The sequence below is a fragment of the Clostridioides sp. LIBA-7602 genome, from assembly GCF_056688945.1.
Genome location: NZ_CP196991.1, coordinates 2,189,974 through 2,216,944, shown reverse-complemented (window position 1 = coordinate 2,216,944; position 26,971 = coordinate 2,189,974). Strand labels below are relative to the sequence as shown.

Annotated in this window: 28 protein-coding genes, 1 CRISPR repeat array and 1 riboswitch (1 of these 30 cut by a window edge); of the genes, 24 read left to right on the top strand and 4 right to left on the bottom strand. The window is 27.9% G+C overall.

Features of this window, described 5'->3' with window-relative positions:
• A CRISPR array of direct repeats spans positions 1-41; the repeat unit is 29 nt; it reaches 1,300 nt to the left of the window's first position.
• Positions 42-233: 192 nt separating this feature from the next.
• The 16 genes from ACTG45_RS10690 (at position 234) to ACTG45_RS10615 (ending at position 14,481) form a co-directional block, all read left to right on the top strand.
• Positions 234-761, top strand: coding sequence for a zinc-ribbon domain-containing protein (locus ACTG45_RS10690; protein ID WP_479917012.1), 528 nt, complete (start codon positions 234-236; stop codon positions 759-761).
• A gap of 82 nt (positions 762-843) precedes the next feature.
• On the top strand, positions 844-3,255 hold the full coding sequence (locus ACTG45_RS10685) for a tape measure protein (RefSeq protein ID WP_479920291.1): 2,412 nt from the start codon (positions 844-846) through the stop codon (positions 3,253-3,255).
• A 335-nt stretch (positions 3,256-3,590) separates the two neighbouring features.
• Positions 3,591-3,962, top strand: a complete 372-nt coding sequence (locus tag ACTG45_RS10680; protein ID WP_479918949.1) for a LysM peptidoglycan-binding domain-containing protein — start codon at positions 3,591-3,593, stop codon at positions 3,960-3,962.
• Positions 3,955-5,925 carry a C40 family peptidase gene (locus tag ACTG45_RS10675; RefSeq protein ID WP_479918948.1) on the top strand — a complete coding sequence of 657 codons (1,971 nt, stop codon included), beginning with the start codon at positions 3,955-3,957 and terminating at the stop codon, positions 5,923-5,925. Before ACTG45_RS10680 ends, ACTG45_RS10675 begins: the two co-directional genes overlap by 8 nt.
• A 13-nt stretch (positions 5,926-5,938) precedes the next feature.
• Positions 5,939-6,199, top strand: a complete 261-nt coding sequence (locus ACTG45_RS10670) for a DUF2577 domain-containing protein (RefSeq protein WP_479918947.1) — start codon at positions 5,939-5,941, stop codon at positions 6,197-6,199.
• A gap of 4 nt (positions 6,200-6,203) precedes the next feature.
• Entirely contained in the window at positions 6,204-6,623 is a 420-nt protein-coding gene (locus ACTG45_RS10665) for a DUF2634 domain-containing protein (RefSeq protein WP_227836546.1), read from the top strand.
• Complete coding sequence (locus ACTG45_RS10660) at positions 6,624-7,673, top strand: baseplate J/gp47 family protein (protein ID WP_479918946.1); 1,050 nt, start codon at positions 6,624-6,626, stop codon at positions 7,671-7,673.
• Positions 7,666-8,283 (top strand): YmfQ family protein, encoded by a 618-nt coding sequence (locus ACTG45_RS10655; protein ID WP_479918945.1) that lies wholly within the window; start codon positions 7,666-7,668, stop codon positions 8,281-8,283. The genes ACTG45_RS10660 and ACTG45_RS10655 overlap by 8 nt, the downstream gene beginning before the upstream one ends.
• 11 nt (positions 8,284-8,294) lie before the next feature.
• A complete protein-coding gene (locus ACTG45_RS10650; protein WP_479918944.1) occupies positions 8,295-9,101 on the top strand; it encodes a phage tail protein in 807 nt (268 codons plus the stop codon).
• Between the two features lie 16 nt (positions 9,102-9,117).
• On the top strand, positions 9,118-10,590 hold the full coding sequence (locus tag ACTG45_RS10645; RefSeq protein ID WP_479918943.1) for a hypothetical protein: 1,473 nt from the start codon (positions 9,118-9,120) through the stop codon (positions 10,588-10,590).
• Positions 10,591-10,603: 13 nt separating this feature from the next.
• Positions 10,604-10,900, top strand: a complete 297-nt coding sequence (locus ACTG45_RS10640; protein WP_021384798.1) for a hypothetical protein — start codon at positions 10,604-10,606, stop codon at positions 10,898-10,900.
• Positions 10,900-11,082: a hypothetical protein gene (locus ACTG45_RS10635; RefSeq protein WP_021384794.1), complete on the top strand. Its 183-nt coding sequence runs from the start codon at positions 10,900-10,902 to the stop codon at positions 11,080-11,082. Before ACTG45_RS10640 ends, ACTG45_RS10635 begins: the two co-directional genes overlap by 1 nt.
• A 133-nt stretch (positions 11,083-11,215) precedes the next feature.
• The gene (locus ACTG45_RS10630; protein ID WP_021384791.1) at positions 11,216-12,898 is read left to right on the top strand and encodes a glycine rich domain-containing protein; all 1,683 of its coding nucleotides are present in this window, start codon (positions 11,216-11,218) and stop codon (positions 12,896-12,898) included.
• A gap of 243 nt (positions 12,899-13,141) precedes the next feature.
• Positions 13,142-13,372, top strand: coding sequence for a hemolysin XhlA family protein (locus tag ACTG45_RS10625; RefSeq protein ID WP_021384792.1), 231 nt, complete (start codon positions 13,142-13,144; stop codon positions 13,370-13,372).
• Positions 13,373-13,387: 15 nt separating this feature from the next.
• Positions 13,388-13,645 carry a phage holin family protein gene (locus ACTG45_RS10620; protein WP_479918942.1) on the top strand — a complete coding sequence of 86 codons (258 nt, stop codon included), beginning with the start codon at positions 13,388-13,390 and terminating at the stop codon, positions 13,643-13,645.
• Positions 13,645-14,481, top strand: a complete 837-nt coding sequence (locus ACTG45_RS10615) for an N-acetylmuramoyl-L-alanine amidase (RefSeq protein WP_021384790.1) — start codon at positions 13,645-13,647, stop codon at positions 14,479-14,481. Before ACTG45_RS10620 ends, ACTG45_RS10615 begins: the two co-directional genes overlap by 1 nt.
• Positions 14,482-14,511: 30 nt before the next feature.
• Here ACTG45_RS10615 and ACTG45_RS10610 read toward each other — a convergent pair whose 3' ends face one another.
• The gene (locus tag ACTG45_RS10610; RefSeq protein ID WP_021384795.1) at positions 14,512-15,033 is read right to left on the bottom strand and encodes a hypothetical protein; all 522 of its coding nucleotides are present in this window, start codon (positions 15,031-15,033) and stop codon (positions 14,512-14,514) included.
• Positions 15,034-15,280: 247 nt separating this feature from the next.
• Here ACTG45_RS10610 and ACTG45_RS10605 point away from each other — a divergent pair, with 247 nt between their 5' ends.
• The 7 genes from ACTG45_RS10605 (at position 15,281) to ACTG45_RS10575 (ending at position 21,016) form a co-directional block, all read left to right on the top strand.
• The gene (locus ACTG45_RS10605; protein ID WP_044213511.1) at positions 15,281-16,966 is read left to right on the top strand and encodes an AIPR family protein; all 1,686 of its coding nucleotides are present in this window, start codon (positions 15,281-15,283) and stop codon (positions 16,964-16,966) included.
• A gap of 699 nt (positions 16,967-17,665) precedes the next feature.
• Positions 17,666-18,418, top strand: coding sequence for a sulfite exporter TauE/SafE family protein (locus ACTG45_RS10600; RefSeq protein WP_021384789.1), 753 nt, complete (start codon positions 17,666-17,668; stop codon positions 18,416-18,418).
• Between the two features lie 204 nt (positions 18,419-18,622).
• On the top strand, positions 18,623-18,757 hold the full coding sequence (locus ACTG45_RS10595) for a hypothetical protein (RefSeq protein WP_021384793.1): 135 nt from the start codon (positions 18,623-18,625) through the stop codon (positions 18,755-18,757).
• 255 nt (positions 18,758-19,012) lie between these two features.
• Positions 19,013-19,312 (top strand): autorepressor SdpR family transcription factor, encoded by a 300-nt coding sequence (locus ACTG45_RS10590; RefSeq protein WP_479916814.1) that lies wholly within the window; start codon positions 19,013-19,015, stop codon positions 19,310-19,312.
• Positions 19,293-19,934, top strand: a complete 642-nt coding sequence (locus tag ACTG45_RS10585) for an SdpI family protein (protein ID WP_021384786.1) — start codon at positions 19,293-19,295, stop codon at positions 19,932-19,934. Before ACTG45_RS10590 ends, ACTG45_RS10585 begins: the two co-directional genes overlap by 20 nt.
• A gap of 262 nt (positions 19,935-20,196) precedes the next feature.
• Entirely contained in the window at positions 20,197-20,529 is a 333-nt protein-coding gene (locus ACTG45_RS10580) for a carboxymuconolactone decarboxylase family protein (protein ID WP_021384788.1), read from the top strand.
• A gap of 322 nt (positions 20,530-20,851) precedes the next feature.
• Positions 20,852-21,016, top strand: coding sequence for a hypothetical protein (locus ACTG45_RS10575; protein ID WP_003424195.1), 165 nt, complete (start codon positions 20,852-20,854; stop codon positions 21,014-21,016).
• A 410-nt stretch (positions 21,017-21,426) separates the two neighbouring features.
• On the opposite strand, the gene ACTG45_RS10570 is transcribed toward ACTG45_RS10575, so the two are convergent.
• The 3 genes from ACTG45_RS10570 to ACTG45_RS10560 form a co-directional block, all read right to left on the bottom strand.
• On the bottom strand, positions 21,427-22,269 hold the full coding sequence (locus tag ACTG45_RS10570) for an NTF2-like N-terminal transpeptidase domain-containing protein (protein ID WP_021384785.1): 843 nt from the start codon (positions 22,267-22,269) through the stop codon (positions 21,427-21,429).
• Between the two features lie 102 nt (positions 22,270-22,371).
• Positions 22,372-23,133, bottom strand: coding sequence for an ABC transporter ATP-binding protein (locus tag ACTG45_RS10565; protein WP_021384796.1), 762 nt, complete (start codon positions 23,131-23,133; stop codon positions 22,372-22,374).
• Between the two features lie 10 nt (positions 23,134-23,143).
• On the bottom strand, positions 23,144-25,474 hold the full coding sequence (locus tag ACTG45_RS10560; protein WP_479918941.1) for an FtsX-like permease family protein: 2,331 nt from the start codon (positions 25,472-25,474) through the stop codon (positions 23,144-23,146).
• 515 nt (positions 25,475-25,989) lie between these two features.
• A riboswitch (cyclic di-GMP riboswitch) is annotated at positions 25,990-26,083 on the top strand.
• A gap of 84 nt (positions 26,084-26,167) precedes the next feature.
• Between ACTG45_RS10560 and ACTG45_RS10555 the strand changes: the two genes are divergently transcribed.
• On the top strand, positions 26,168-26,656 hold the full coding sequence (locus tag ACTG45_RS10555) for an SH3 domain-containing protein (protein ID WP_479918940.1): 489 nt from the start codon (positions 26,168-26,170) through the stop codon (positions 26,654-26,656).
• The last annotated feature ends 315 nt before the right edge of the window (positions 26,657-26,971 follow it).

Here is a 26,971-nt window from a genome sequence, read left to right as displayed (position 1 = left end):
TTCTTTTTAGCCGTTTTATATTAACTAAGTGGTATGTAAAGATGTCCACGTCGAGGTAATCCGCTATACTTTTGATGAATTTTATATTAACTATGTGGATTTAAAATCAAAATACTAAAAACACTTACTTGAATAGTAGGTGTTTTTTTATTGAAAGGATGTGATTATAATGTAAAAATTTTACGTATATAGTATAATAATCTTATAAAATTATTGTACTAGGGGGATTTGTTATGTTTTGTTCAAACTGTGGTTATGAGATAACTGGTGCAGGAAAATTTTGTTCAAACTGCGGAACGCCTGTATTAGTAAATACAGTTAACAATGATGATTTCTTTATAAATATTCATGGAAAAGAATTAAATCTGACTAATATTTATAAAGAAACTAAAGGAGATAAAATTTTAGCAATTGATGTTGTAATGAGGCTACTAGAGCTAGACATAAAAGAGTGTAAAAATATTATATATCCAGCTTTTAAAGAATTAAAAGAGTTAAGTGAAAAAATAAATATTGAAGAAGAAAAAGACGAATTAAGGGAAGATAACTATAAAAAATTTAATGAATTTGAGAATGATAATGTAGCACGTTGCCCCAAATGTGGTTCTGTTTCATTATCTGCTCATAAAAAGGGGTTTGGTATAGGAAAAGCTGTAGCTGGAGCAACTGTTGTAGGAGGACTTGGTTTAATGGCAGGCAACTTAGGTGCAAAGAAAGTTAGAGTTACTTGTTTAAATTGTGGGAAACAGTTCTGGGCGTAAATAAATGACTAAATATAAATTTATAAGCACTTGCTTGAAAATAGGCAAGTGCTTTTATTGTGGCATGAAAGAAGGTGAGAAAGTGGCAACAATACAAACTTCTATAAAAATATTTGATGGAATGACACCCGCTTTTCGTAATATGACTACATCTATTAATACGACAATTAATAGTCTAGAAAGACTACAAGGGAGATTGAATAATCCACTCAACACAGGTGGGATACAGACATCTCAGCAGAGTTTAAACAATATAGAAAGTATTCTCACAAGGATAGAACAGAAAATTGGAAAAAATACAAATGAACAAGAAAATTTTAACAATAGTATAAAACGAGGAAGTGAAGCAAGTTCTGTATTGGTTTCTAGGCTTAAAAATATCGCAGGTATGTACATTGGAATAAAAGGAATAGAAAGTATTACAAAAGCAGCAGATACAATTGCAAGTACAAAAGCACGTTTAAATCTAATGAATGACGGATTACAGACAACAGAACAACTTAATAAGATGATTTATTTATCAGCTCAAAGTGCTAGAGCAAGTTATGCAGATACAGCAGCACAGGTATCAAAACTAGGGATACTTGCAGGAGAAGCGTTTGGAAGTAGTGCAGAAGTTGTAAAGTTTGCAGAGTTAATGAATAAATCATTTGTAATAGGAGGAACATCAGCATCAGAAGCAAGTGCAGCAATGTATCAGCTTACACAAGCCATGGCAGCAGGAAAATTGCAAGGTGATGAGTTTAGGTCAATTATGGAAAATGCACCACTTTTAGCTACTAAAATTGCAGAGAGTATGGGTAAAGGTAAAGAAGCATTAAAGGATTTGTCACGAACGGGTGCTATAACAGCAGATGTAGTGAGAAATGCACTATTTAAAGCAAGTAATGAGATAGAAAAGAAATTCGCAAGCATGCCAATAACTTTTTCTCAAGCTCTTACAATGATGAAAAATGATGCCTATATGATTTTTGGGCAAACCCTCGGAAAGATAAGTGGAGCATTGCAAAGTGTTAGATTTAGTGAGATTGTTGTATCTATGAGAAATGTAATGATTGCAATATCTTCAAGTATTTATGACACACTGAATATTATAAAAAACATTTTAAATAGTGAATTCTTCTCAAGTTTTATACAAGGAGTTACATTAGGAGCTGTATTGATAATTAAAGGTCTTGGAGGAATTACTAATGCAGCACTAAATGTTGCTAATGTGTTTGCCCAAAATTGGAGCATGGTTGCACCTGTTATATATGGGGTGATAGCAGCAATTGCGATATATAAAGGAGTATTACTTGCAAGTACAATTGCCACCACGGTAGCATCTTTTGTAAATTCATTGTATGCAGTAGCTGCATATAAAGCTTGTGCAGCTTTAGCAGCACAAGAATTTGCGATATTCGGAAAAATATCTGCGCAAACCATGGAAGCTTTGGTAACAGCACAAGCAACAGCAGCACAATGGGGATTTAATGCAGCATTATTATCTTGTCCAATTTTTTGGATAATAGCAGGTATTATAGCATTTGTAGTAGTAGTTTTTGTTGCAGTAGCAGCAGTAAATAAATTCGCAGGTACGAGTCTAACTGTACTAGGAGTAATAGTAGGTGCAGTATTTGCAGCAGTAGCAACAATACAAAATATAATGATTGGACTTTTAAATGGTTGTATATTTGTAAACGAAGCTATTGCGAATGGATGGAATCAGTGTGTTTTTCTTATGAAACAAGCTATTGCGAAGGGTGTAATCTTCATAATAGAAAAAATGGTATCATTAAATGACTCAGTAAATAATGCTGGAAATGCGCTTGGGAAAGCATTCATAGACGGGGCGAACATAGCAATCAGAGGAGTAAATAAGTTAATCGACCTAATAAATAAAATACCAGGGATAAACATTGGAAAAGTTGGAGAAGCAACATTTACACCAGTTAAAGCTGATAATAGCTATATACAACAACAAATCAACAGTTTAAACAAATGGGTAGGAAATGCACCAGAGAAAGTTGTACTAGAGCGAATGGGATATAAAGACATTGAAGGTCAGTTTAAAAAAGGAAATGCACTTGGAACTAAGTGGCAAAATGCTATAACTGATAAATTTAAAGATACTTTTGATATTAATAAGATGCTAGAAGATGCAAAGAAAAAATTAGGATTAGACGACTTATGGGATAAAAAATACGGACTTGGTGATGGAATTGGTTCAGCTGGTTTAAATTCTCCACTGAACGATGCCGCCAAAGGAGCAAAAGATACTGCGGGAAATACTGCGAAAATGGCAAAAACAATGGATAAAAGTCAAGAGGATTTAAAATATCTTAGAGATATTGCAGAGCAGGAAACAATAAACCGATTTACAGGAGTCAACATAAAAATTGATATGAACAATACAAACAACATAAATAGTGATACAGATGTTGATGGTATAGTAAATGTTTTAACAGAAAAATTAAACGACGCCATGATTGTATCAGCCGAAGGAATTGTTTAGAGAGGAGGGATATATAAATGGCTTATGATTTTTACTTGGATGGAGTATAATTACCAATTGCACCACCCAAACTTGAGATTAAAGTAACAAATAAAAATAAAACTGTAGACCTAATAAATACTGGTGAAGTAAATATATTAAAAAAAGAAGGGCTATCTGAAATAAGTTTTGAAGCAGAATTTACACACAATAAATTACCATTTTATCGTGGTACTTTTAGAGATGTTCAATTCTTTTTAAGTAAACTAGAACTACTAAAAACCGATTGTAAGCCATTTCAATTTATTGTATCTAGATAACTTGGGAATAAAGTATTATTTAATACAAATAGAAAAGTGTCACTTGAAGAATATAACATAGTAGAAGATGCAGAGAATGGTTCAGATTTTAAGGTTGCAATAAAGTTAAAACAATATAGAGATTACTCAACTAAAAAATTAGTTCCTGCTGCACCTAAAAACAAGACAGGGAGACCTAATGTAAAAATAGAGCCAAAACGAGTTGATTCAGTCAATGCACCAAATGCTAAAACATACACAGTCAAGGCAGGTGATAGTTTATGGTCAATCTGTCAAAAGCAGTTAGGAGATGGGTCGCTATATAAGAAAGTATATGAGTTAAATAAAACAATGCTAGATAAGGCAAATAAGGGGAAGAATTTAAGTAAATATACCATTTATAAAGGGCAGGTGTTGAGGCTTGTCTAATGAATTAGTATTAGCAAATGATAGAGATGTAAGATTAGTAATAGCTCACTTAGAAGATTTCTATGAGCCTGTTGTCCTTGATGGAATCACATGGGAAATTGAAAGACGAGGAACGCCGTCTAAACTTGAATTTACAATAGTTATGGATAAGATATTAGAGTTTTGCGAAGGTAACTCAGTAAGATTATATTACAAGGGTGTAGGTATATTCTATGGATATATATTTCAGAAGAAAAGAGATAAGGAAAATCACATTAAAATAGTTGCATATGACCAGCTGAGATATTTTAAAAATAAAGATACTTATGTATATGGTAATAAAACTGCAAGTGAACTTATAAAAATGTTGGCTAAAGATTTTAATTTAAAATACAATGTCATAGAAGATACAAAATATAAAATATCGAGAGTTGAAGAAAATAAAACTTTATTTGATATGATATTAACTGCACTAGATGATACTTTAAGAGAGAAAAAGGAAATGTATGTACTCTATGATGACTTTGGAAGAATAACATTAAAGAATGTTGCATCAATGAAATTAGATACTGTTATGAATAATGATGTAATAGAAGATTTTGACTATAACTCAAGCATTGATAGTGATACTTATACAAAAATAAAACTAGTAAGGGATAACGAGGAGTCAGGTAAAAGAGATGTTTATATTGCACAAGATTCTACGCATATGAGAAGCTGGGGAATACTTCAAATGTTTGATACAGTAGACAAGAATATGAGTGAAGCAGAGATAAAACAAAAATGCGATATACTTTTAAAACTATATAATAAGAAAACTAAGTCATTAAGTTTAAAAAATGTATTAGGAGATATTAGAGTAAGAGCAGGTTGTTTAGTACCTGTTTTTTTAGATTTGGGAGATATAGAGTTACAAAATTATATGTTGGTTGAGAAAGTAAAACATACATTTGAAAATAATTCGCATTTTATGGATTTAACTCTTGTTGATGGAGACGAATTTGCTTCTTATTCTTCATCAAGCTATAGTAGTGGAAATACAAATAATAAAGACGAAAAGAAAAATGGCCCTGCACAAAGTACTACAAGCAAAGAAGATACTGAAATGGCTAATAAAATCAATAAACTACTTAAAGGTAAATTATCAAATACAGGAAATATATTTGTTAAATATTCAAGTGCTTATAAAGTTAATGCTGCTTTAATGGCTGCAATATCAATGCATGAATCAGCTAGAGGTACTTCAAACATTGCAAATACTAAAAATAATTTCTTCGGAATGAGAATAGATGGAAAGTATTTGAGTTTTTCTAGTACTGATGAAGGAATAAAAAGAGGTATAAGTAATTTATCAAGAAACTATATCTATCAAGGTAGAAAAACATTAGAAAGTATCAGAAATAAGTATTCTTCAAGTTCAGATAAAGAATGGGTAAAATGTGTAGGTGCATTTTATAAGCAGATAACAGGGAGTAATTACGATAATTCAAGTGGTACAGGAATTGGAAGCAACGAAGAAGCAGAAAAGAATTTAAAAGATACAACTTATCAAGTTCAAAATAATAGTACTGCTAATACATCAACAAACAATAATAGTAAAGTAAGTAAAGTTATTCAAGAAGCAAAAAATCAACTTGGCAAGCCATATGCTTGGGGTGGTAATGGTCCTAAAAGTTTTGATTGTAGTGGACTTATGATTTGGGCATTTAAGAGAGGTGCAGGAATAAATCTACCTAGAGTTTCAGCAGACCAATCAAAAGATAGTAGAGGAAAACTATTATGCAACATAAATGATGTAAAAGCTGGGGATTTAGTATTCTTTGCATACAATCAAGGAAAAGGAAAGGTACATCATGTTGGACTATGTATAGGAAATGACCAGTTCATACATTCACCAAAGACTGGTGATGTAGTCAAAATAAGTAGTTTAAGTGGTAGACAAAAACAAAAACATGATTTTGCAAGAGCTAGAAGATTCTTTTAAGTGAGGTGATAATATGAGTCAAGAATTATTGCAGATAATTAAAAAGGCAGCAATGGATGCAGTAGAAACAAGTAATCCAATGCAAATTGCATTTGGAACTATAGAAAGTGTTAATCCTTTGATAGTTAAGATAGAGCAAAAAGCATCCTTTGAAGATTTTTTTTTAATACAAACAGATACATTTAAAAGATATACAGATAAAAAGATAGGAGATAAATTAGTTTTAATAAGAATGCAAGGAGGACAACAGTATTTAATTTTAGATAGGATGTGATGAAGTGATACCAACAGACGCTATTGACTATGATATAGAAGATGTATCAATTATAAACTTTGATGTAAGAGAAGAACCAAGTAAGACCTTTAAATTAAATATAGAAAAAAATAAAGTAGATGGTATTTGTGATGATGTGGAAGCATTAAAACAGACCATCTTTTTAACTTTAAATACTGAAAGATATGAGCACCTTATTTATTCTCGGAATTATGGGGTCGAGTTGAACGACCTTATTGGAGAACCTATATCCTTTGTAATACCAGAGTTAGAGAGAAGAATCAAAGAAGCATTAATACTGGATGATAGGATTGAAAATGTAGATAATTTTGAGTTTGAAAATCAAAAAGGAAAGGTCCAGTGTAAATTTATTGTCCATACCAAATATGGAAATATCAAAGCAGAGAAGGTGGTGAGTGTATAATTGTTTGAATTAATGACATTTGAAAATATAATTGAAAGAATGTTAGATAGTGTACCTGACACGTTTGACAAACGAGAGGGTTCTATAATATATAATGCCTTGGCACCAGTTGCTATAGAACTTACAGAAACATACATTGCTATGGATGAATTACTAGACCAAACCTTTGTTGATACTGCTAGTTACTATTATTTAGAAAAAAGATGCAAAGAGCGAGGAATTACACCACTATCTGCAACCAATACCATTGCAAAAGGAGTTTTCAACATAGATATTCCTCTTGATTCACGCTTTAATCTAGGAGAATACAATTATATTGCAACAGAGAGAATTAGTGAAGGAATATATAAAATGAAATGTGAAACTGCTGGACCTGTATTTGAGTTGGGACAATTAATACCTATCGAATATATAGATAAATTAGAAACAGCAGAACTGACAGAAATATTGATAAATGGAGAAGATGAAGAATCAGAGGACAGTTTAAGGCAACGATATTATGATAGCCTAAATTCACAGAGCTTTGGTGGGAATATACAAAACTATAAGGATGAAGTTAATAAGATACAAGATGTCGGAGGAGTTAAAGTTTATCCAACTTGGAATGGTGGAGGAACTGTTAAGTTAGTAATAATTAACTCTAACTTCAAAGTACCATCTGCTGACTTAGTTAATTTAGTCCAAGAAGAAATTGACCCAATTGAGCACCAAGGAAAAGGATTAGGTTTAGCACCTATAGGTCATAAAGTTACTGTTACAGGAGTCGTGAGTACAACTATAAATATATCAGCAGAAATAACATATAAGAGTGGCTATACTTGGGAGAATATAAAGACTATAGCAGAGGAAGCAATTGACGACTATTTAAATGAACTCAATATGAGCTGGGAAGATGAAGAAAACTTAATAGTTCGTATATCTCAGATAGAAACTCGCCTGTTAAGTATTGATGGAGTATTAGACATTGCAAATACTATGATAAATGATGTTGCATCAAATTTTAGTGTTGATAAAGATTCAATAGTAGTAAGAGGTGAGGTAGTTGGATAAAGAGGTAAATCTAATAAGTTACTTACCACAAATTCTGCAAGACAAAGAAGAATATATAAAAGCATTTAATGCAGATAACAAAGAAATAAAGATACTACATGATAAATTAGATGATGTCTTAAATGACCAGTTCTTAGAGGATTTAACCATAACTGGTATAAAAAGATGGGAAAAAATAATGTCTATAGTTTCTAAATCAAATGAGAGCCTAGAGGATAGAAGGTTTAGGATTTTTAGTAGATATATAAGTAAATTACCTTATTCAGAGAGATTTCTAAGGAATTGGTTAGATTCAGTTGTTGGAGAAGGAAACTATGAATTAACTATAAATAATGCTACTTATAACATTCATTTAGAGAGTGACGCAAGGAATCAAGACTGGTTTGAGGAAGTTCATTCATTTGTAAGTAGTATCAAACCTTGCAACATGAGTTTTGACTACACTAGAATACTTATAAGTAAAGATAATTATATGAATTTTGGAATAACCACTTTGATGGGTCAAGAAATAACTATATATCCTTGGAGTCCACCAAACATAGAAACGTATGGAGAAATTGATATATTAACAGGAAATGGAGTTGGATACCAAGAAATAACAATATTTTAGGAGGTGATATATTGGCTATAGATAAAAGTTATTACACTATAATTACAAATGTAGGAAAGGCAAAGATAGCAAATGCAAGTGTTACAGGTAACAAAGTAGGGTTTGTAAAAATTCAACTTAGTGATGGTGGAGGGAGTGAGTATACTCCTACTGAAAGTCAGACAGAACTTAAAAATGTGGTATGGGAAGGCAACATCGGAAATACAACCACAGATGAAACTGCGCCAAACTGCATAATATTAGAGAGTTTAATACCATCAAGTGTAGGTGGGTTTATGATAAGAGAAATAGGATATTTAGATGATGAAAATAATCTAATTGCAATCTCTAAATATAAAGAATGTTATAAACCTTCTATAGAACAAGGAGCAGTTGTTGATATGAAGGTTAAAACTGTGCTTATTGTATCTAATGTAAATAATATAGAGCTTAAAATTGACCCTACAATAATTTTTGCTACGCTCAAAGATATACAAGAATTGGATACTAAAATAGACACTATTAATGCTAAAATAGATACAACTAAAACAGAGTTAACAAACAACATAGAAACTACTAAGACAGAGATTAATAATAAAATAGGAGATACAACACTACTTGAAACAATAGATAAAACAAATATAGTTAGTGCATTAAATGAGGTAAAAACTAGTGTAGATAGTATAGAAACAACAGCAGAGAAAACAACTATAAAAGATACAGATAACTTATTTGAAAGTGATAATGTAGAGGGAGCATTAAAAGAAGTGATGCAAGAAGTAAAAGGTAATAGAAGTAGTATTATATCAACGATAAATAATAATTTAATACCAATGTAGAAAGGAAGGTGATTAAATGCCTCCAGCATCAACGTATATATGTGATAGAACTGTTAAAAAAAGAAGAGGTTATTATTCAGAGCAAGATGTTTTTCTTTCTCCTTGTCCATATGAATATGTAGGTACCTCCTATCAAAATACTTATTATGGTGACTTTGATTTAAGCAGTTACAAAATTATAACAGTTCCTACAAGCACTAAACGAGAAAAAACTGCAACTCGTGTTTATTTTATATCAGGTGGAAATGTTATAGAAAGCAGTAGTGGAATGAAACAAGTTGTTACTCTTGAACTTATACCCGACCCTAATATTATTATAAATGAAGATTTAGGAGTTATTAGTGATTCTTGTAATATAAGTTATAGAATTCCAGATAGTAACACAAGTGTAAAATTTGATGTAACTGAAAAATTAAATGATGTTGTGATATCTAAAAAAAACTATGCTCTTGATGGTAACTATACTTTAGGTCTTACAGATGAACATTTATCAACTTTAAGCTTTAATTCTAAAAATAATATAACTATAGAACTTAGCACTTATCAAGGAGGTAAATTTTTAGATAAAACTGTTACATTCACAAAAGGCAACACTAAACCAAAATTAAATATATCCTCTTATAATTCAACTACTGCAATATTTACAGCAATAGACACAGATGATAATTTAAGTAAAATAGAGTGGTTCATTGATGATGTATTAAAAGATACATTTACTACAGATTTAACAGCAGAAAAAACAATTAACTATGAACTTACAGATAATGCAATACACACACTTAAAATAGTAGCTACAGATGCAGAAAATGCAACTGCTGAGAAGGTTTTAAGTATAAGCAAAGAAATAATGCCACTTCAAACTGATTCAACTTTACAAGATATATCAAATAAGTTAGTAGAGATTGGAGAAGGATTTAAGAATGGGAAAACAAGTATTATAAATACTTTAGCATTAAAGAATATAGAAGCAAGTTTAAATAATACCTTAGTGGAGTTGTCAGAGAAAATCAAGGTAGGTTTTGATAGTGGAGACGCTAGTTTACAAGATTTGATGAATCAATTAACACAAGCTAATAATACTATAACACAGTTAAATACTAAGTATAAAGTTGCTAGTGGAATTACTTATCAACTCAATAAACCAAGTTTATCTGCTACTTTTTATAATGGTGGTTATATTACTACCCAAGATTATTGGATTAATGTTAGCAATCTCGGTTTTGTTCCTCATATTTTTATAGCTGAGTGCGATTTTACAAGGAATAGTTATTTAACTAAGAGTTTAGTTTTTGCTAGTTATGGTGTTTTTAGTAAAGATTATGTAATTTCTTCGTATTTTAGACGTCAAACAGATTCAACTTTTTCCTCACATGGTAGCATTTATAATCTTAATGAAAAAGATGTTTATGTTGATGGCAGGGGTGTTCAACTTCCTGCTTTTAATAATTACGATTTTGCATATAAATGGTATGCTATAAAATTTATATAAAAGAGGTGATAAAATGAATAGAGCAAATAGAATAATCTATGACCAAACAGGAAAAATATTGCTACAGACAGGAGAAGCAACAGGAGACGTATTAGAACATAATGAAATAACTGAATTGAATTGGATTGATATAGATTATGGAAGTATTGATTATGCTAAAAACAGAGTTATAGGTATAAATATAGAAACTAAACAACCTATCTTAGAAGAAATACCAGTATATGTAAGTGAAGCAGAAAAAGAAAAACAAGAGTTAGAAAATCAATTACTTTTATTAATAAATCAAGAAATCGGAGGAGGAATTTTATAATGAGTATAAATAATGTTGTAGTAAGAATATTAGCAGAAAGGATATTAAATAAAGGGATGAATCCGTTGAAAAATCGAGTTTTTAAACTGGATGATGTAACTAATACAGAGTATAGAAAAGCGGTAGAGGATTATATTATAGAAAATAGTGGAGTAGTAGAAGGAGCAGAACCAACATTATAGAAGGTTCTTTTTTTATTCCTAAAAATATATAAATTCATTTACATTTTGCCTACACTTCATCTGCACTTTGCAGACGTTTATGGTTTTAAAATTAGGTACAATAAAACCATAAATTAAGAAAGAGGTGGATTAAATGGCAACAGTTTATGAATTTAATTATACAGGAAGTGAACAAAGTGTGATATTAAAACCAGGTAAATATAAACTTGAATGTTGGGGTGCTAGGGGTGGTGCTTATGGCACTCCACTTTCAAGTGGATTTCAATATGGCTATGGTGGTTATACTAGTGGTGAATTGATATTGAAAAAAGAAACTATTTTATATGTTTATGTTGGTTTAGATGGTAAAAAAGGCAATACTTTTAATGGTGGAGGATATGCTACTTCCTCAAGTGGAGGAGGAGCTACTGATATAAGACTTATTAATGGTGCTTGGGATAATCCACAAAGCTTATTATCACGTATAATTGTTGCTGGCGGTGGTGGTGGAACAATAGACAGATATAGAGGAGGCGATGGTGGTGGTTTAAAAGGTACTATTGGTAGAGATTTTAATAGTACTCCATCTCATGGTGGTACGCAATATGAAGGTGGCAAAGGTAGTCTCGATGATGGTAGTTGCGATGGTTTTTTTGGCAAAGGTGCTAAACCTGGAAATCCTTCTGGTTTTTCTGGCGGTGGTGGTGGCTGGTTTGGTGGTTCTCGTTCTAATGGTTCTGGTTATGGAAGTGGTGGTGGAAGTGGTTATGTTCTAACTAAAGATAGTTATAAACCAAAAGGGTATATTCCTACCTCTGAATATTATTTTGATAATGTAGTTATGACGACAGGTGGAAATACTGGTGGTTCTGGGGGCTATTCAGATGGTAAAGCAAAAATAACTTTACTACAATCAATGCCATTTCTAACTATATCCTCTTATAACTCCACACAAGCAACATTTAAAGCTGACCACACAGATCCTGCATTATTAACTAAAATAGAAGTATTTATAGATGATGTACTAAAAGAAACTATAACAACAGATTTAACTCTTGAAAAAACAATTAACTACACATTAGAAGATAATGCACTACACACTCTTAAAATAGTTGTTACAGACAGTACTAATGCTACAGCAGAAAAAGTTATAAGTATAAGTAAAAATATAATGCCATTAGGTGATGATGCGAGTCTACAAGATATAGCAACAAAAGTTAGTGAAATGAAAGATGGTTTAATAAATGGTAAAACTTCTATAATAAATGTATTAGGGTTGAAAAATATTGAATCAAGTTTAAATAATACATTGGTAGAGTTATCAGAAAAAATAAAGGCATCATTTGATAGTGGAGATGCTAGTATTGAAAATTTAACAAATAAGTTAACACAAGCTAATAATACTATAAATCAATTAAACTCTAAATATAAAGTTGCAAGTGGAACTACTGCTACTTTAGAAGCCGAAGGTAGTGCTACGCTTTTTGAAGTTGATTATCATGGTGGTAAAAGTTGTGCTTACAATCGCTGGATTAAAGTAACCGGATTAAATTTTATACCTAATATCTTTGTCGCTTTTGAAAACCACAAAACTTCTTATCCTTATTTTCGTTTTAATTTTACATTTGCTTGTAAAGGTGTTTTTGATAAAGATTTTGGTGTAGTATCATTTTTTTCTTTTAGGGGGCAACCTGGCGAGACTAGTTATGATGCTACTGGAAATGTAATTCACATTGACAAAGGAACGCCTTACATGAACGAAAATGGTATTTATCTTCCTATTTACACTCAAGATGATTATACAACTTGTAATTGGTATGCTATAAAATTTAAATAAATGAGATGATAAAATGAATAGAACAAATAGAATTAAATTACTCAGACTTTGAATATAGGAGTATAGATTATAGCAAACAGAATAGAGAGTATATGAACTTAACAATAAAAGAATTATAGAATTAAGTTTCAATAAATAAAAAAGTAAGAGTAATATTGTAATTACTTAAGTGAATACTAGAAAATGTTTATAAGGCTTAGATAACCTCTAAGTCTTATTTTAATACAAAATAAGGAGGTTTTCATGAATGAAGAACTTTTCAAAGACAATTTGAAACGACATGAAGTAACAATAAATAAACATAATGATGAAATAGACGAATTAAAAGTAGCAAATATAGAGTCTAAAGCAGAGTTAAAAGCATTATGTGAGAATTTAAACTCACTTACAAGTATGCTTAAATGGCTAATTGGAACAATGATTACAACCCTTGTAGGATTCTTTATATTTGCAATACAAAGAGGAATATTTTAATTAGGAGGTTAAGATATGGATAATTTAATAAGTTTCATACCCGAGCAACTGCTTTTGCTAGTAGTTGCTCTTAATGTATTAGTGTTTGGATTTAAGAAATATAAGCAACTAGATAATAAATACATTCCAATTATATTGCTTGTGTTAGGAATAGTATTTTCAATATGGATGCTAGGATTTAATCCAAGTTCAATTTTACAAGGAATTTTATGTTGGGGAGTAGCAATAGGAGCTAATCAAGTTTATAAACAACTAAAGGAGGAAAATAAATAATGAAAATATGTATTACAGTAGGACACAGTATTTTAAAAAGTGGAGCATGTACTTCTGCTGATGGAGTAGTTAACGAGTATCAATATAATAAGTCTCTTGCACCAATATTGGCAGATACATTCAGAAAAGAAGGACATAAGGTAGATGTAATAATATGCCCCGAAAAGCAGTTTAAAACTAAGAGTGAGGAAAAGTCTTACAAAATACCTAGAATTAATAGCGGAGTATATGACTTACTTATAGAGTTGCATTTAAATTCAAGTGGCGTAGGAGCTTTTGGAACAGAGGTATTTTACTATAGTGAAAAAGGGAAGGAATATGCACAAAGAGTAGTAGATAAACTATCTAAACCTTTCATAAGAAAAAAAGGAGATAAAGAAGTAGGTAATAGAGGAACTAAATTAGATAGAAGTTTGTATATTTTAAATAGTTCCAAACCTACAGCAATATTAATAGAAAGTTTCTTTTGTGATAACAAAGAGGATTGTGAAAAAGCTAAGAAATTTGGATATGAAGGTATTGCTAAGTTAATTGTAGAAGGTACATTGAATAAAAATATAAATAGTGAGGATAAAATCATGTATAAATATACAATCGTTTATGTTGGAGAAGTTGACAAAATCCCTGCAACCGTAGTTGGTTGGGGGTATAATGATGGAAAGATATTAATATGTGATATAAAAGATTATGTACCAGGTCAGACAGAGAATTTATATGTTGTAGGTGGAGGAGCATGCAGCAAGATAGGGTCTATAACTAAAGAAAGATATACTATGATAAAAGGTAATGATAGGTTTGATACACTTTACAAAGCTTTGGATTTTATAGATAAATAAGAAGGGGGTGTTTGTTCAATGAAATGGTAACTAAAAGTAGTTACCATTTTCTTTTTTTGATTGTTCCATTTTCATATCATTAAGAACTTGTTGAGCAATAAGTGAGAATTTGATTTTTCTCTCCATATCTAGTCCCATATTACTAATGTCTATAATAAATTTAATTATAAAATATATACTAATTAAAACTGGAATAAAACAAAGTATAATAAGTATTACATTTATAACTGTTGGTTTCAAATTCAAAGACAATTTTAAAAAATTCTCAAAGTAATCTGAAAACGAAGTAAGTGCCAAAGTAAAAAAGCATGACAAAATAGCAGCAAAAAAAGTAGAAGCTATACTGAATATAGGATTAGACTGCTTTTTGATTAATATATCAAGTCTTAATTGTTCCAATCCGATATTTATGGTATTTTTCATTGAATTGTAATAATTAAAAATTTTTTCATACTCTGCTTTGAAGTTATCCATATCATTAGAATTTTTTAAATAGTATTCTTTTTCCTTTTTTTCTTTTTTTAAGTCAAACCATTTTTTTAATATATTCATAATTCGTCACCTCCAATATATTCTATATATCATATAATCAAATTTTTTTCATTATTTTGTCGAACGATTTTTGTAGAAATAGATCAAAGAAAATTGATATAAATAAAATATAACTATATAATTTTATTATAGGTTATTTGATATTTAGTTCAAAATAATGAAGTTAGATCCAAAAAACTTATTAGTATATAAAATTCTTATACTTAATATTGTTATAAATAGTGGGGGTTAATTGAGAGGAGAATTTATGGCAAATATAAATGATTTTAAAATTGTAAATACATACAGTAGAAAAATGTTTGAGTATATAGGCATAAAAAAAGTAGATTCGTTAAAAGAAAGTGAAAAAACCAGGCTAGGATTTTATCATTTAATATTAGAAAACATAACTGGATTAAGAGATATTGATGATATAAAAGATATAATAATTGATACTGATTATAACAAAATTGTAAATGGAGAAATAATAAATGATCTTGGTATAGATGCAGTACATATAACAGATGATGAAATACAATTATTTAATTTTAAATTTAGAGAAAAGTTTAATGAAGATAAGACTAAAAGTGAAAATGATTTATCTGTTAGCATGAAGTTTCTACAGTATATACAAAATAATCAGAGGCTATGTGATTTAGACGATAAAGTAAGATTTCGTATAGAAAAAATAAGAGAATTATTGGATAGTAATTATATATATAATATTAAATTGTATATGGTATCTAATGAAGCAAAAGGTTATGCTAATAATTCTAATGTATATATTAATACTCTAGAAGAGAACTATGGAATGAAAGTAATTAATATTTCTTTAGATGATATTATGGGTTTTTTCAATGTAAAGAAGGAGAATCAAAATTGTAAATTTATGATTTCAGGGGACGATTTTTTGTGTTATGAAAAAGATAAGAAATCTAGCAGAAAATCTTATATTGTAAGATTGTCTTTGTTTGATTTAATAAGGATAACACTATCAGATCAAGAACTTAGAGATAATTATTCTATAGAAAATGATTATTCAATTGATAAAAAGAAATTAGACTATTCATTGCTATACGACAATGTTAGAGGATATTTAGGAGAAACTGAATATAATGTAAAGATAGAACAAACATTAAAAAGCAAACATAAAGAGTTTTTTATGTTTAATAATGGTATAACAGTAACTGCAAAAAATATAAGTTGTGATTCTAAAAATAGTGGGATGAAATATCTATTTGAAATAGAAAGTTTTCAAATTGTTAATGGGGGACAAACATTAAGGTCTATATATGAGTTCTTTAAAAATGAAAAAGATGATTTGAAGTTTATCAAATTGAGAGAAGCTTCTATTCTAGTAAGAATATTTAAAATAGAGGATGATAGTGAATTAAAAAATGAAATAGCAGAGTATACGAATAGTCAAAATTCAATTTCACCAGCCGATTTGAAATCAGTAGATAGCATACAAATTCAGATTGAAGAATATTTCAAAGCAAATGGAATATTATATGTTAGAAAAGCAGGTATGATTGGAGATGATGATTATACATATGAAAATAGAATATCAAAAGAAAGATTAGCTCAAATACTATATTCGGTTAATGGATATCCTGATAGAGCATCTAACCAAAAGAAAAAGTTATTTCAAGAATATTATGATGAAATTTTTAGAGGAGAAAATTTCACATTAGAAAATGCAATACAATATAGTAATCTTTATTTTAAAATTGAAAAGATATATAAAGACAAAAAAGAACATATTGAATATTATGATCAAAAAACATTTTATATAATTTATATGTTTGAAAAATATGGATGTGATATAAATGAATCTATTGATATTCTTGAGGATGCATTAAACAAACATCAATCTTCTGTTAGTAATTCTAGAAAGTTAATACAGAAGAAATTTAAGGATTCTCTAGACTCTATTGTTGAACCTAAACAATAAAGTTTTAGATTGTAAACTAGAAGATGAAGAAATCAAAAAGGCTATTAACTAGTAATCTTAATTAGATTCATTTAGTTGATGTTAAAGTATGAAAACCATAGTATAACCTGTAATAATAAAACGAATGAAAATTATCATACTAAAACATAAGACATGTTATAATTATATTAATATATACATTAACATTACTCAACATACCTTAGAAATGATTTAAATAGGTCTTTTTAACAACCTAGAACATGTGATATAATAAAAAAATAGAAGTGTATTCGCAGTACACTTTTATATCTGTAACTAAGCATTCTCATGTTGGGGAGTGCTTTTTTCATTTCTCCAAACAACCTTGTTTTTGCATCAATAATTATCAAATCAATCTAATTGACTACATAATCTTATTGTTATAGGATATAGTTATAGATAAACTGGTGAGGTAATAATTCTTTATACTTTAATTTTGTAATTAAAAAACAAGGGTGGCAAAACCAAACTTGCCACCATCTTGCCACCGAAAATAAAGAATAGGAAAAATTTAAATTAAGTATAATAAAACATAAACAACAAACTAATACTAATAAATCGTTGGAATACCAACATTTGTTAAATAATAATAATAATAAACAAATAACATAGAATAAGATTGTAGTTTATGTAAGATATATGTTGTTAATAAATTTGAGATAGAATATGTGGAGGAATTTTATGTTTGCAATTATTTTTTTATGTATAGGGGGTTTTTTAGCTGCCTTTGTAGATTCTATAGCAGGAGGGGGAGGACTTATAAGTATGCCCGTTCTCATGGCTATTGGAGTTCCTGTGCATCTTGCCATTGGTACAAATAAATTTGCTGCATCAGCAGGATGTATAAGTAGTGCTTATAGATATTCAAAATCTGGTAAAACCAATAATGAACTTTTAAAAAAATTAGTTCCATTTACTATTATTGGTAGCATTTTAGGTGTAAGATGTGTACTATCAATAAGTGAAGATATATTAAATGTTTTAGTTGTAATAATGATTTTAGTAGTGGCTATGTACACCTTTATTTCTAAAAACTTAGGTCAAGAAGATAATTTTGAAGGTATTAATAAGAAAAACCTAAGATTAGGTATGCTTATGGCTTTGGTAATGGGTTTTTATGATGGTTTTTTTGGACCTGGGACAGGTACTTTTTTAACTTTTGGATTTATAAAAATATATGGATATGATTTTTTACATGCTTCTGCAAATACAAAAATATTAAACTTAACAAGTAATATAACTTCATTGTTATTATTTATGATAAATGGTCAAGTATATTATAAGATTGCTATAGTGTTTGCACTAGTTATGATAATAGGTGCTTATGTAGGTGCTAAAGTTGCTATAAAAAAAGGTTCAAAGATGATAAAACCAATATTTTTAGCAATGGCATTGTTTATGGTTACAAAATTGGTATATCAAACGTTATTTTAATTGATTAACTTTTATAATTAATTGTGAGTTTTTATATTAAAATATATCAAATAATTTTATGAAAGTTCTAATTATCTTCTAATATAGTTCATATGTAATACACATATAAATTGTAATATTGTATCTATAAAGGTTGTATATCAAAAAATATAAATTTGATTTTATGGGTATGAAATATATAATAATTTGTAGGAGGAGTTATTTATGAATATATCAAGAAGAGCTATGAAGATAATTGAATTGGCACAAAAAATTGCTAGTAAAAAAGGTGTTACAGTACAAGAAGCTTGGAATGATGCAATGAGAGAATACAAAGCAAAATATGAATATGTTGCATAATAGTATGCATTATATTTTAAATATAGGAAAGATATAAAATAAAAGGGCTTAGAGTTAATTTCTAAGCTTTTTTATTTTTTGAAATTAAGATATTTGAATAGAAATAAAATGTGAGTAAAATCAACTTATTTACAAAGAATAAAAACTTTATTTGAGAATTTAAAACAACTATTTAGAAAAAAATCTAAATAGTTGTTGAAATATAATAATAATTATGATATATTCTAATTAGATGGAATTCTAAATAGAGAGGTGATGGTGTTGGGTTTTCCAGAAACGTTTAAAGCTCTTTCAGACCCTGTAAGAAGAGAAATATTACTTATGTTAAGGGGGAATAAAATGTCAGCAGGAGAAATTAGTGAAAAATTTAATATGACAAATGCCACAATTTCTTATCATCTATCTCAATTAAAAAAGGCAGGACTCATATTTGAGACAAAGTATAAAAATTTTATTTTCTATGAAATAAACATTTCGGTTTTTGAAGAGGTTATGCTTTGGTTTTCACAATTTATGGAGAAGGGAGAAAAAGATAATGAAAAAAGCGATAAATAAGCAATTTATTTTATCTACATTAATATGTTTTATACCATTTATTGTATCAATATATTTTTACGAGAGACTACCAAATGAAGTTGCAATTCATTTTGATAGTTATGGGAATCCAGATAATTATGCTCCAAAGTTTATAGCAGCTTTTGGAGTACCATTATTAATGCTATGTGTTCATTTATATACATGGTTTAGACTTGAAAATGAACCTAAAAAGGCTAGTTTTTCAAATGTTATGCAAAATTTATCAAAATGGGGAGTTGCTATACTTTCAGTCATCTTACAAATAATGATGGTTTTGTATTCAACAGGAATTAGTTTGGATTTTAATTTTTATACAGGATTGATTTTGGGGATAGTAGTTATTTTATTTGGAAATTATCTTCCTAAATGTAAGAGAAATTATTCTATGGGAATAATTTCTCCATGGGCTCTTAATGATGAAGAAAATTGGAATAAGACACATCGTTTAGCTGGATGGATTTGGATTATTGGTGGGATATTATTAATTATTAATGCTTTTATTAGCATCCCTCTTTATAATATCTTTGTAATTTTTGTAATTGTAATACTGCCATTTATATATTCTTATTTGATATATAGAACTTCAATTAGAAATAACTAATACAATCAATTCCTATTATAATATTTGGATAAATAGAATACATTTCAGAGCTAAAATATATAATTAAAAATTTATTAATACACTTATTTTAGCTCTGAAAAAATATTCTTTAATAAAAATAGTAGTAGGTTATTAAAAGTTTTTGATAATCTATATAAATTAGTCTATTGAATGTAAATTAAAAGGTTTGATTTAATATTGAAAGGCTAAGTATAGTGTGATACTCTTACAAGAAATCATTTATAAATATAGGAGGCAGGACATGAACACTAAAGAAATGAAGGAATATAGAGAGTTTTACAATAAAAAATTAAATGAAACAGATGAATTTTTTAGAGTATTTGGAAGTCTTGATGATAAGACTTATTCAGAAGGAGCTATAAGCAAAAAAAATAAGGAATTAATGGGATTAGCTATTTCTATTTTAAGTCGATGTGATGAATGTATTTGTTATCATATTGAGGGGTGTATCAACTCTGGGGCAAGTAAGGATGAAATTATAGAAGCAATAAAAATAGGTGTAATTGGTGGTGGGTCTATTACATATCCAAATGCAAGGTTTGCAATAAAGGTTTTAGAAGAGTTTAATATATAATTTTGATAACAATAATTTATTGATAATAGGTTGTTTAAAATTGAATTAAATTTTATTCTTTTATTAATTTTTTATAATTCTCATAAATTTTAATAAAAAACTTTTACAAACAAAGTTTTGTTTACTGTATTTTATTATCAAGTTTCCTACAAATTAAATTGTCTATTTTTATTTATAGAGTAGAATAAACTGTTTTTGTTAAGAATTTTGAAAGTAAAATCAGACTAAAAAAATAAAGGCACTAATTTGTCTAACGTTTATTGGTGAAAAATAAACATATAGAAGTTATAATAAATATATAAAAATATATGAGAGGTGTTATATGTTTGGTAAACCAAAAGAAAGTGTTAGATTTCTAGACTTTAATGATGTAGCAGAAAAGTTTGGAGAAAAAAAAGCTGTTGCAATTTTTGATGCTATAGCTGGAAAAAAATCTAAAGAACATATTATCAAAGATATAGAAAAATTAGTGAAAAATGAAGTTTAGATATTTATAAGGTATATTGAGCTTGAGGGTAGCTCTTTATACCTTCTTTTTTATTGTTTTAGAGGATATCCTAATGTTTAGATTGTATATTATAAAGGTAATGTAATTTAGATGACTTTAGATATGTAGTGTAGAGTATTTAACAAATAATATCTATATTTAGTGATGTAAATTTAGTCAATATATTATTAATAATATAATTGAAAAATTATTAAGATTGCCAAACTAAATTTTTATAACTAAGTCTTAACAGTTACATGTTTTTATTTAAATAAAAAACTTATTGTTATAGATTAATATTTATATAGCAATAAGTTTTTATAATTTAAAATTGTAATTAGTTTTGTAAAAATTATGATTTAATATTTAATCATATATGAAATGTTTCCTATAAATAAAAAGCTAAATAGTTAGTCTAGATGACTTTTTAGTGACTCTAGATTGGATTTCGGATCTTCGTTATCTTTATTAAAGTATAACGATTTATTTAAACATTGTCTTGCTTCATCAAATCTTTTATTAGCCATAAGTATAACTCCTTTTAGGTTATATATATCACTCATCTTTTTTTTGTATTCAGAATCTATTTTATCTAAATATTTTAAAGCGTTATTAATTGAATCAAAAGCATTATCTACTGCATCTGAAGAATCAGGAAAACCATCAAAACGCATATAGTTGCATGCTTGTGCATAATAAAGATCTGAATCAGTAGGATTAATAGAAATTGATTTTTTCAGTAGAGTTTCAACTTCTTTAATGGTTTCCAGTTTATAATCCTCAAGTGTAAGTTGAGCAAGAGCCATACTATTAATGGAAAAATCATTCTTGAAACTTTCATGCAATAAGAGTTTGTATTTATTATTTTCAACTATAAAATATCTATTAATTTTTAAAGAATCATTTCTTTTATGAAGAATATTTTTTATCTCAAAAGATTCTTCTAATTTAACCACATTTTTATACTCTTTTCCACCATAATTATATTTTTTTATATTTTTTTCTTTACTTACTTTATAACTAACTACTCTATTTGTTTTAACTAAAATATCTTGAAATTCTTCAAAATTTTCTAGACTAATTTCTTTCTTACTATCTTTACTTAGTAAACTATATGCTGTTTCATAGTCACCAGAGTTCACTCTATCAATATATTTTTTTGCTACATAACTAGCATTTTTTTGAGAACATCCTGCTACAGATATTACAATTGATAATGTTAAGAGTAAAGTTATGCCTTTAGTAATATTCATAATGTAATCACCTAATAATTAAATTTTATTAATTATATTTTAGCATCAAATATTGAATAAGTCATCAGCTTTAAAGTATATAAAGAAGATAGTTTAATAAAATTAAAAACCTAACTCTGATAACCAACTTATTAGTTTATTTTCTCTCTCTTTTAAATCATTACTATTAAATTTTCCTAATTTAATTTCACCAACAATCATACCATCAGACATAAATAATACTCGTTCTGTCTTTGCTGCTACTTTGACGTCATGAGTTACAAGCATAATAGTTGTTCCTAATTTATTAATAGCTATAAGAATATCCATTACTTCATTTGTTAGCTTGGAGTTAAGTGCACCTGTAGGTTCGTCTCCAAATAAAATTTTCGGGTTGTTAATTAAAGCACGACATATGGAAGCCCTTTGAAGTTGACCTCCCGAAACCTGAGTAATATCCTTATTTTTTATTTCCGAAATATTCATTTTTTCCATAAGTCTTGTCGCTCGTTCATTGATTATTTGACGACTTTCTTCTTTATTTAAGTAAGCTGAGAGAATTATGTTGTCAAATATATTTAAGTTTTTAAGTAAATTACTTTGTTGAAATATAAAGCCCATATTTTTTAATCTAAGTTTTGATAATGCTTCTTCGGACATATTAGAAATCATTTCACCTGAAAAATTGACTATACCAGATGTTAATTTATCCATTCCACTTATGTTATGCAGTAATGTTGATTTACCAGACCCAGAAGCACCCATAATAGATATAAATTCTCCATATTGAATTGATAAATCTATTCCTTTTAAAACTTGCTGCATATTTCCTTTAGCAATAGTATACTCTTTAATAATTTTTTTAGCTTCTATAATATTATTCATAACATACCCCTTACTCTATAATAGACATAATTTTTATTTTATTGATTGCTCTATTAATTACTATAATAGTAATTAATACTGTGAGAATTAAAGCTGATGGACAAAGTATATATACAATTAATGGATTTACTATAAATTGAAGATTTGAGATACCAGAAAGTAGTAAACCAGATATTTTTTGTCCAAGTGTATTTGCCATAATAATTCCTAAAATAACTCCGATTATAAGTACTAATAAAGCTCTAGTAATATATTGAATACGTATATCTTTAGTAGAAAATCCTAAACTAAGCATAGTTGCTGTTTGTGGTGTATCTTTGGCAATGAGCATCTTAAAAAACATTGCTGTAATTAGTGAAGAAATTACAATAGATATGACAACAGCTAATTTTATAACAAGTCTTAACTGGTTGATAATAGAGCTTAATGTCTGACTTATATAATTATTTATATCTGTAACTTTAGCAGGGTAATAACCAATACTGTATTGTTCTAATTTATCTGCTACATTGACTCCAGGTTTTAAATTTAAATTTATGACATGCCATAAAACATTATCTTTGTTAGATGGTAACATAGCTTTTGCAGTCTTACCACCATGTGTAATGTCTTGATATATGCCACTAACAGTAAGAGTTAACTCTTTACCTTTTGAGAAAATAGATAAATTATCTCCAATACTTTTTTCTAGTTCATTTGCATTTATAACAGATAGTGCAATTTCATTTTCTTTTGTTGGTGCAGAACCTTTTACATATGTAAGTGGGAAAGTTTTAAAGTTTCCATTTTCTATTTTCATATTTTCTACTTTGCCATTTTTATTTTTTATTTTATATGAACTTGTTGTAAAGGATTCATATTTTTCAACATCATTGTCATCGTTAATTTTTTGTAATATAGAATTAAAAAGATGTTGGGTTTGATTTGTCTGTGATAAATCAATACGAATATCACTCTTACCAGCGCCCATATAAGTAATAAATTCAGGTGATTGAATAGTATTTAGAAAATTAAGTGGTACAATCATGAGGAAAATACAAATCATGTAGACAAAACAAAGCAATCCATAGACAGTAAATTTTCTTACTACTTCATTTAACCCTAGAAATATATTGGCATTTGTCATTTTGGTTTTGTATAGCTGTAAGCTATATCCATGTATTACAGAGTTTGTAGAATGATTATTTCTTAATGCATTAACTGCTGATATTTTTTTGAATCTTTTAAGTATAAGTTTACAAAAGAATACAATAGCTACAAATACAAGAACTGAACTTATAAATGGAATAAGAATACTAAAGATATCTTTATCTACTGTTCCCATATAAATATAAATATTTTTTGTAAAAAAAACTCCTATGAATAACGACAATATATAGCCAAGAAAACTTGCAAAAGATGAAATTAATACGTATTTTATCAAATATAGTTTTTGGATGTTACTATTTTGAATACCAATGGCTTTCATAACACCAATTTCTCTGTAGTCTTCTTCAATCGTTGTAATTAAAGTAAATCGTAAGCATAAAATAGAAATTGTAATAAGAAGAATGCTAATTAAGATGACAATAGCAATTACAATTCCGTCAGACAAAGCATTTAGTAGTTTATAAGTGGAATAAGTTATTGATGTACCTGTTTGTGGGAGCTTAGTTGATTGATATAGTGTTTCAAACTCACTAATTTTATTTATATCATTTAATAGAAATTCAATTAGATATTCGCTTTCCCCTATAGTAACTTTTAAAGTGCCCCAATCATTATCACTGATTAAAAAACGCTTTGAAGTAACAAGAGAAGGGTTCATCTGTGCATCACGTATAAAATCTTTTATTGTAAATTCCATAAAGAAACTACCCTTAATAATTTTTATTGTATCTCCAATTTTTAAATTGCATTGTTTCATATAGTATACAGGAACTCCTATTTCCCCATCTTGTATTTGCATTATTTGATTCTCCATATCTAATAGAAAGTCAAATTTATCATTTTGTTTTGTAAAGCTATTTTCTAGTACACTATTAGCCTGATTTTCTCCTTTATTTCCTAAAAAAATATTAGCTCCATTTATATTTAAAAGTTCAGTAGTTTGTTGCTTTTTTACATATGGAGTTTTAGCTGAAAACTTGTCAATTTCTTCTTGATTTAATTTGCCAGAATACATTTGAACATAATGAGGCGCATGGGATTTTTGAAACAAAGAAGTCATGGAATGAGTTAGTTCTATAATGATGCTCGTTGCACTAGATACCAGCATTGATGCAAGCAAAATAAAAATAAATAGAGTAATTGTTATCACTTTGTTTCGAGTTAAATCTTTTAATAATATTCTCTTAAGCATAAATAATCCTCATTTCTTAAAAATTTTGTATTGAATATTTTAGATTTATTTTATATTAGTCATAGATATATAAAAATTAAACTGACCGTCGGTCTATAATCATAATATAATAATATTACTATTTTGTCAAGTTATTAAAAAAGTAAAATATAAACTTCTTATGATAAAGTGTTTATACAAAATATACCCTAAAGAAATTAGTAAGAATTTTAAAAAAGAATATAATTAATATATTTTATTTTTAGTTTTTTACTAATCAATAATTTTTAATATTAATTAAGTATATAAAAAATTATTGATTATTTTTATGTATTAATATTTATTAAAAAAGATTTGTTAAAAGTAATAGTATCATAGATAAATTACTATTTTTTAGATGAATTATGAAGAATAATAATTAAATTAATAAATATAAAGGTATTTTTTGCTTATTATTAATTAAAAATTTAATTTATATTTAATTAATATAAAATTTGAGGTAATATTATTTTTAAATTGTTCAAATTATGTTATTATTCAGATATAGGCAATATTAGATAAATCTAATGACGCAAAGCTATAGGGACTAAAATCTTTATGTAATAAAGGTCATGTCAGCCAGTTGCCAAAAAGATAATGATTCTTTTTGTTAAAAGTATTTGTTGAAAGTATATATTTTTAATAACTTAATATTTGGCAAGAGGAGGGCTTAAGATGATATCTGAATTAATGTTAAAAAATTTTGGCGAATCTAGCATCAATTTTAAGACTAAAATTAAATTAAATTTAAGAGAAAGACCAGACATAAATAGTATGAAGTTGAAAAGTATACCAGAAGGTAAAATTGTCAAGCTAAAATGTGTTGATGGAATATGGGCAGAAGTTGAAAGTAATTATGACAAAGGATGGTTACTTTATAAATATTTAGAAAAATTAAACAATGTTAAAAACAATAGTAACAACATGGTAAAAGATAGAAAAAAGAATTATGTAGGAAATATAAGAACAAATGGTCTAAGTTTAGAACTTAGAAATGACAGAACATTAGACTCTAGAATTATAACTACAATTCCTGATGGTTTTAAAGTTGAAGTATGTTATAGTGTTGGGAAATGGGCAAGAGTGAATATTGATAAAAGTGGAAAAAGATATTCTGGATATGTATATAACCAGTATATAGAAGAATATTTAAGTTTATCATAATTGGATACTAGTAAGCTTTAAATACACTAATAAATCTCAGAAAAAGAATCCTAATCATAGGATTCTTTTTCTTTTGTAAAAATCATCATTTAATACTAAACAGAATAAATTAATTAAGCTATCTTAATTATAAATGGAAAATTTAGTTGAAAGTAGATTTAATTTGTATTTTGTGTACTAAGTATCATAATTTACTATTAATTTAAAGAATTTTAACAAAAGAGAAACTTTACAGAATAAAAATATATTAAAGATAAGAAAACATATAAGAAATTTGAAAAATTTTGTAATTTTTACTTTAATATATACTATAAT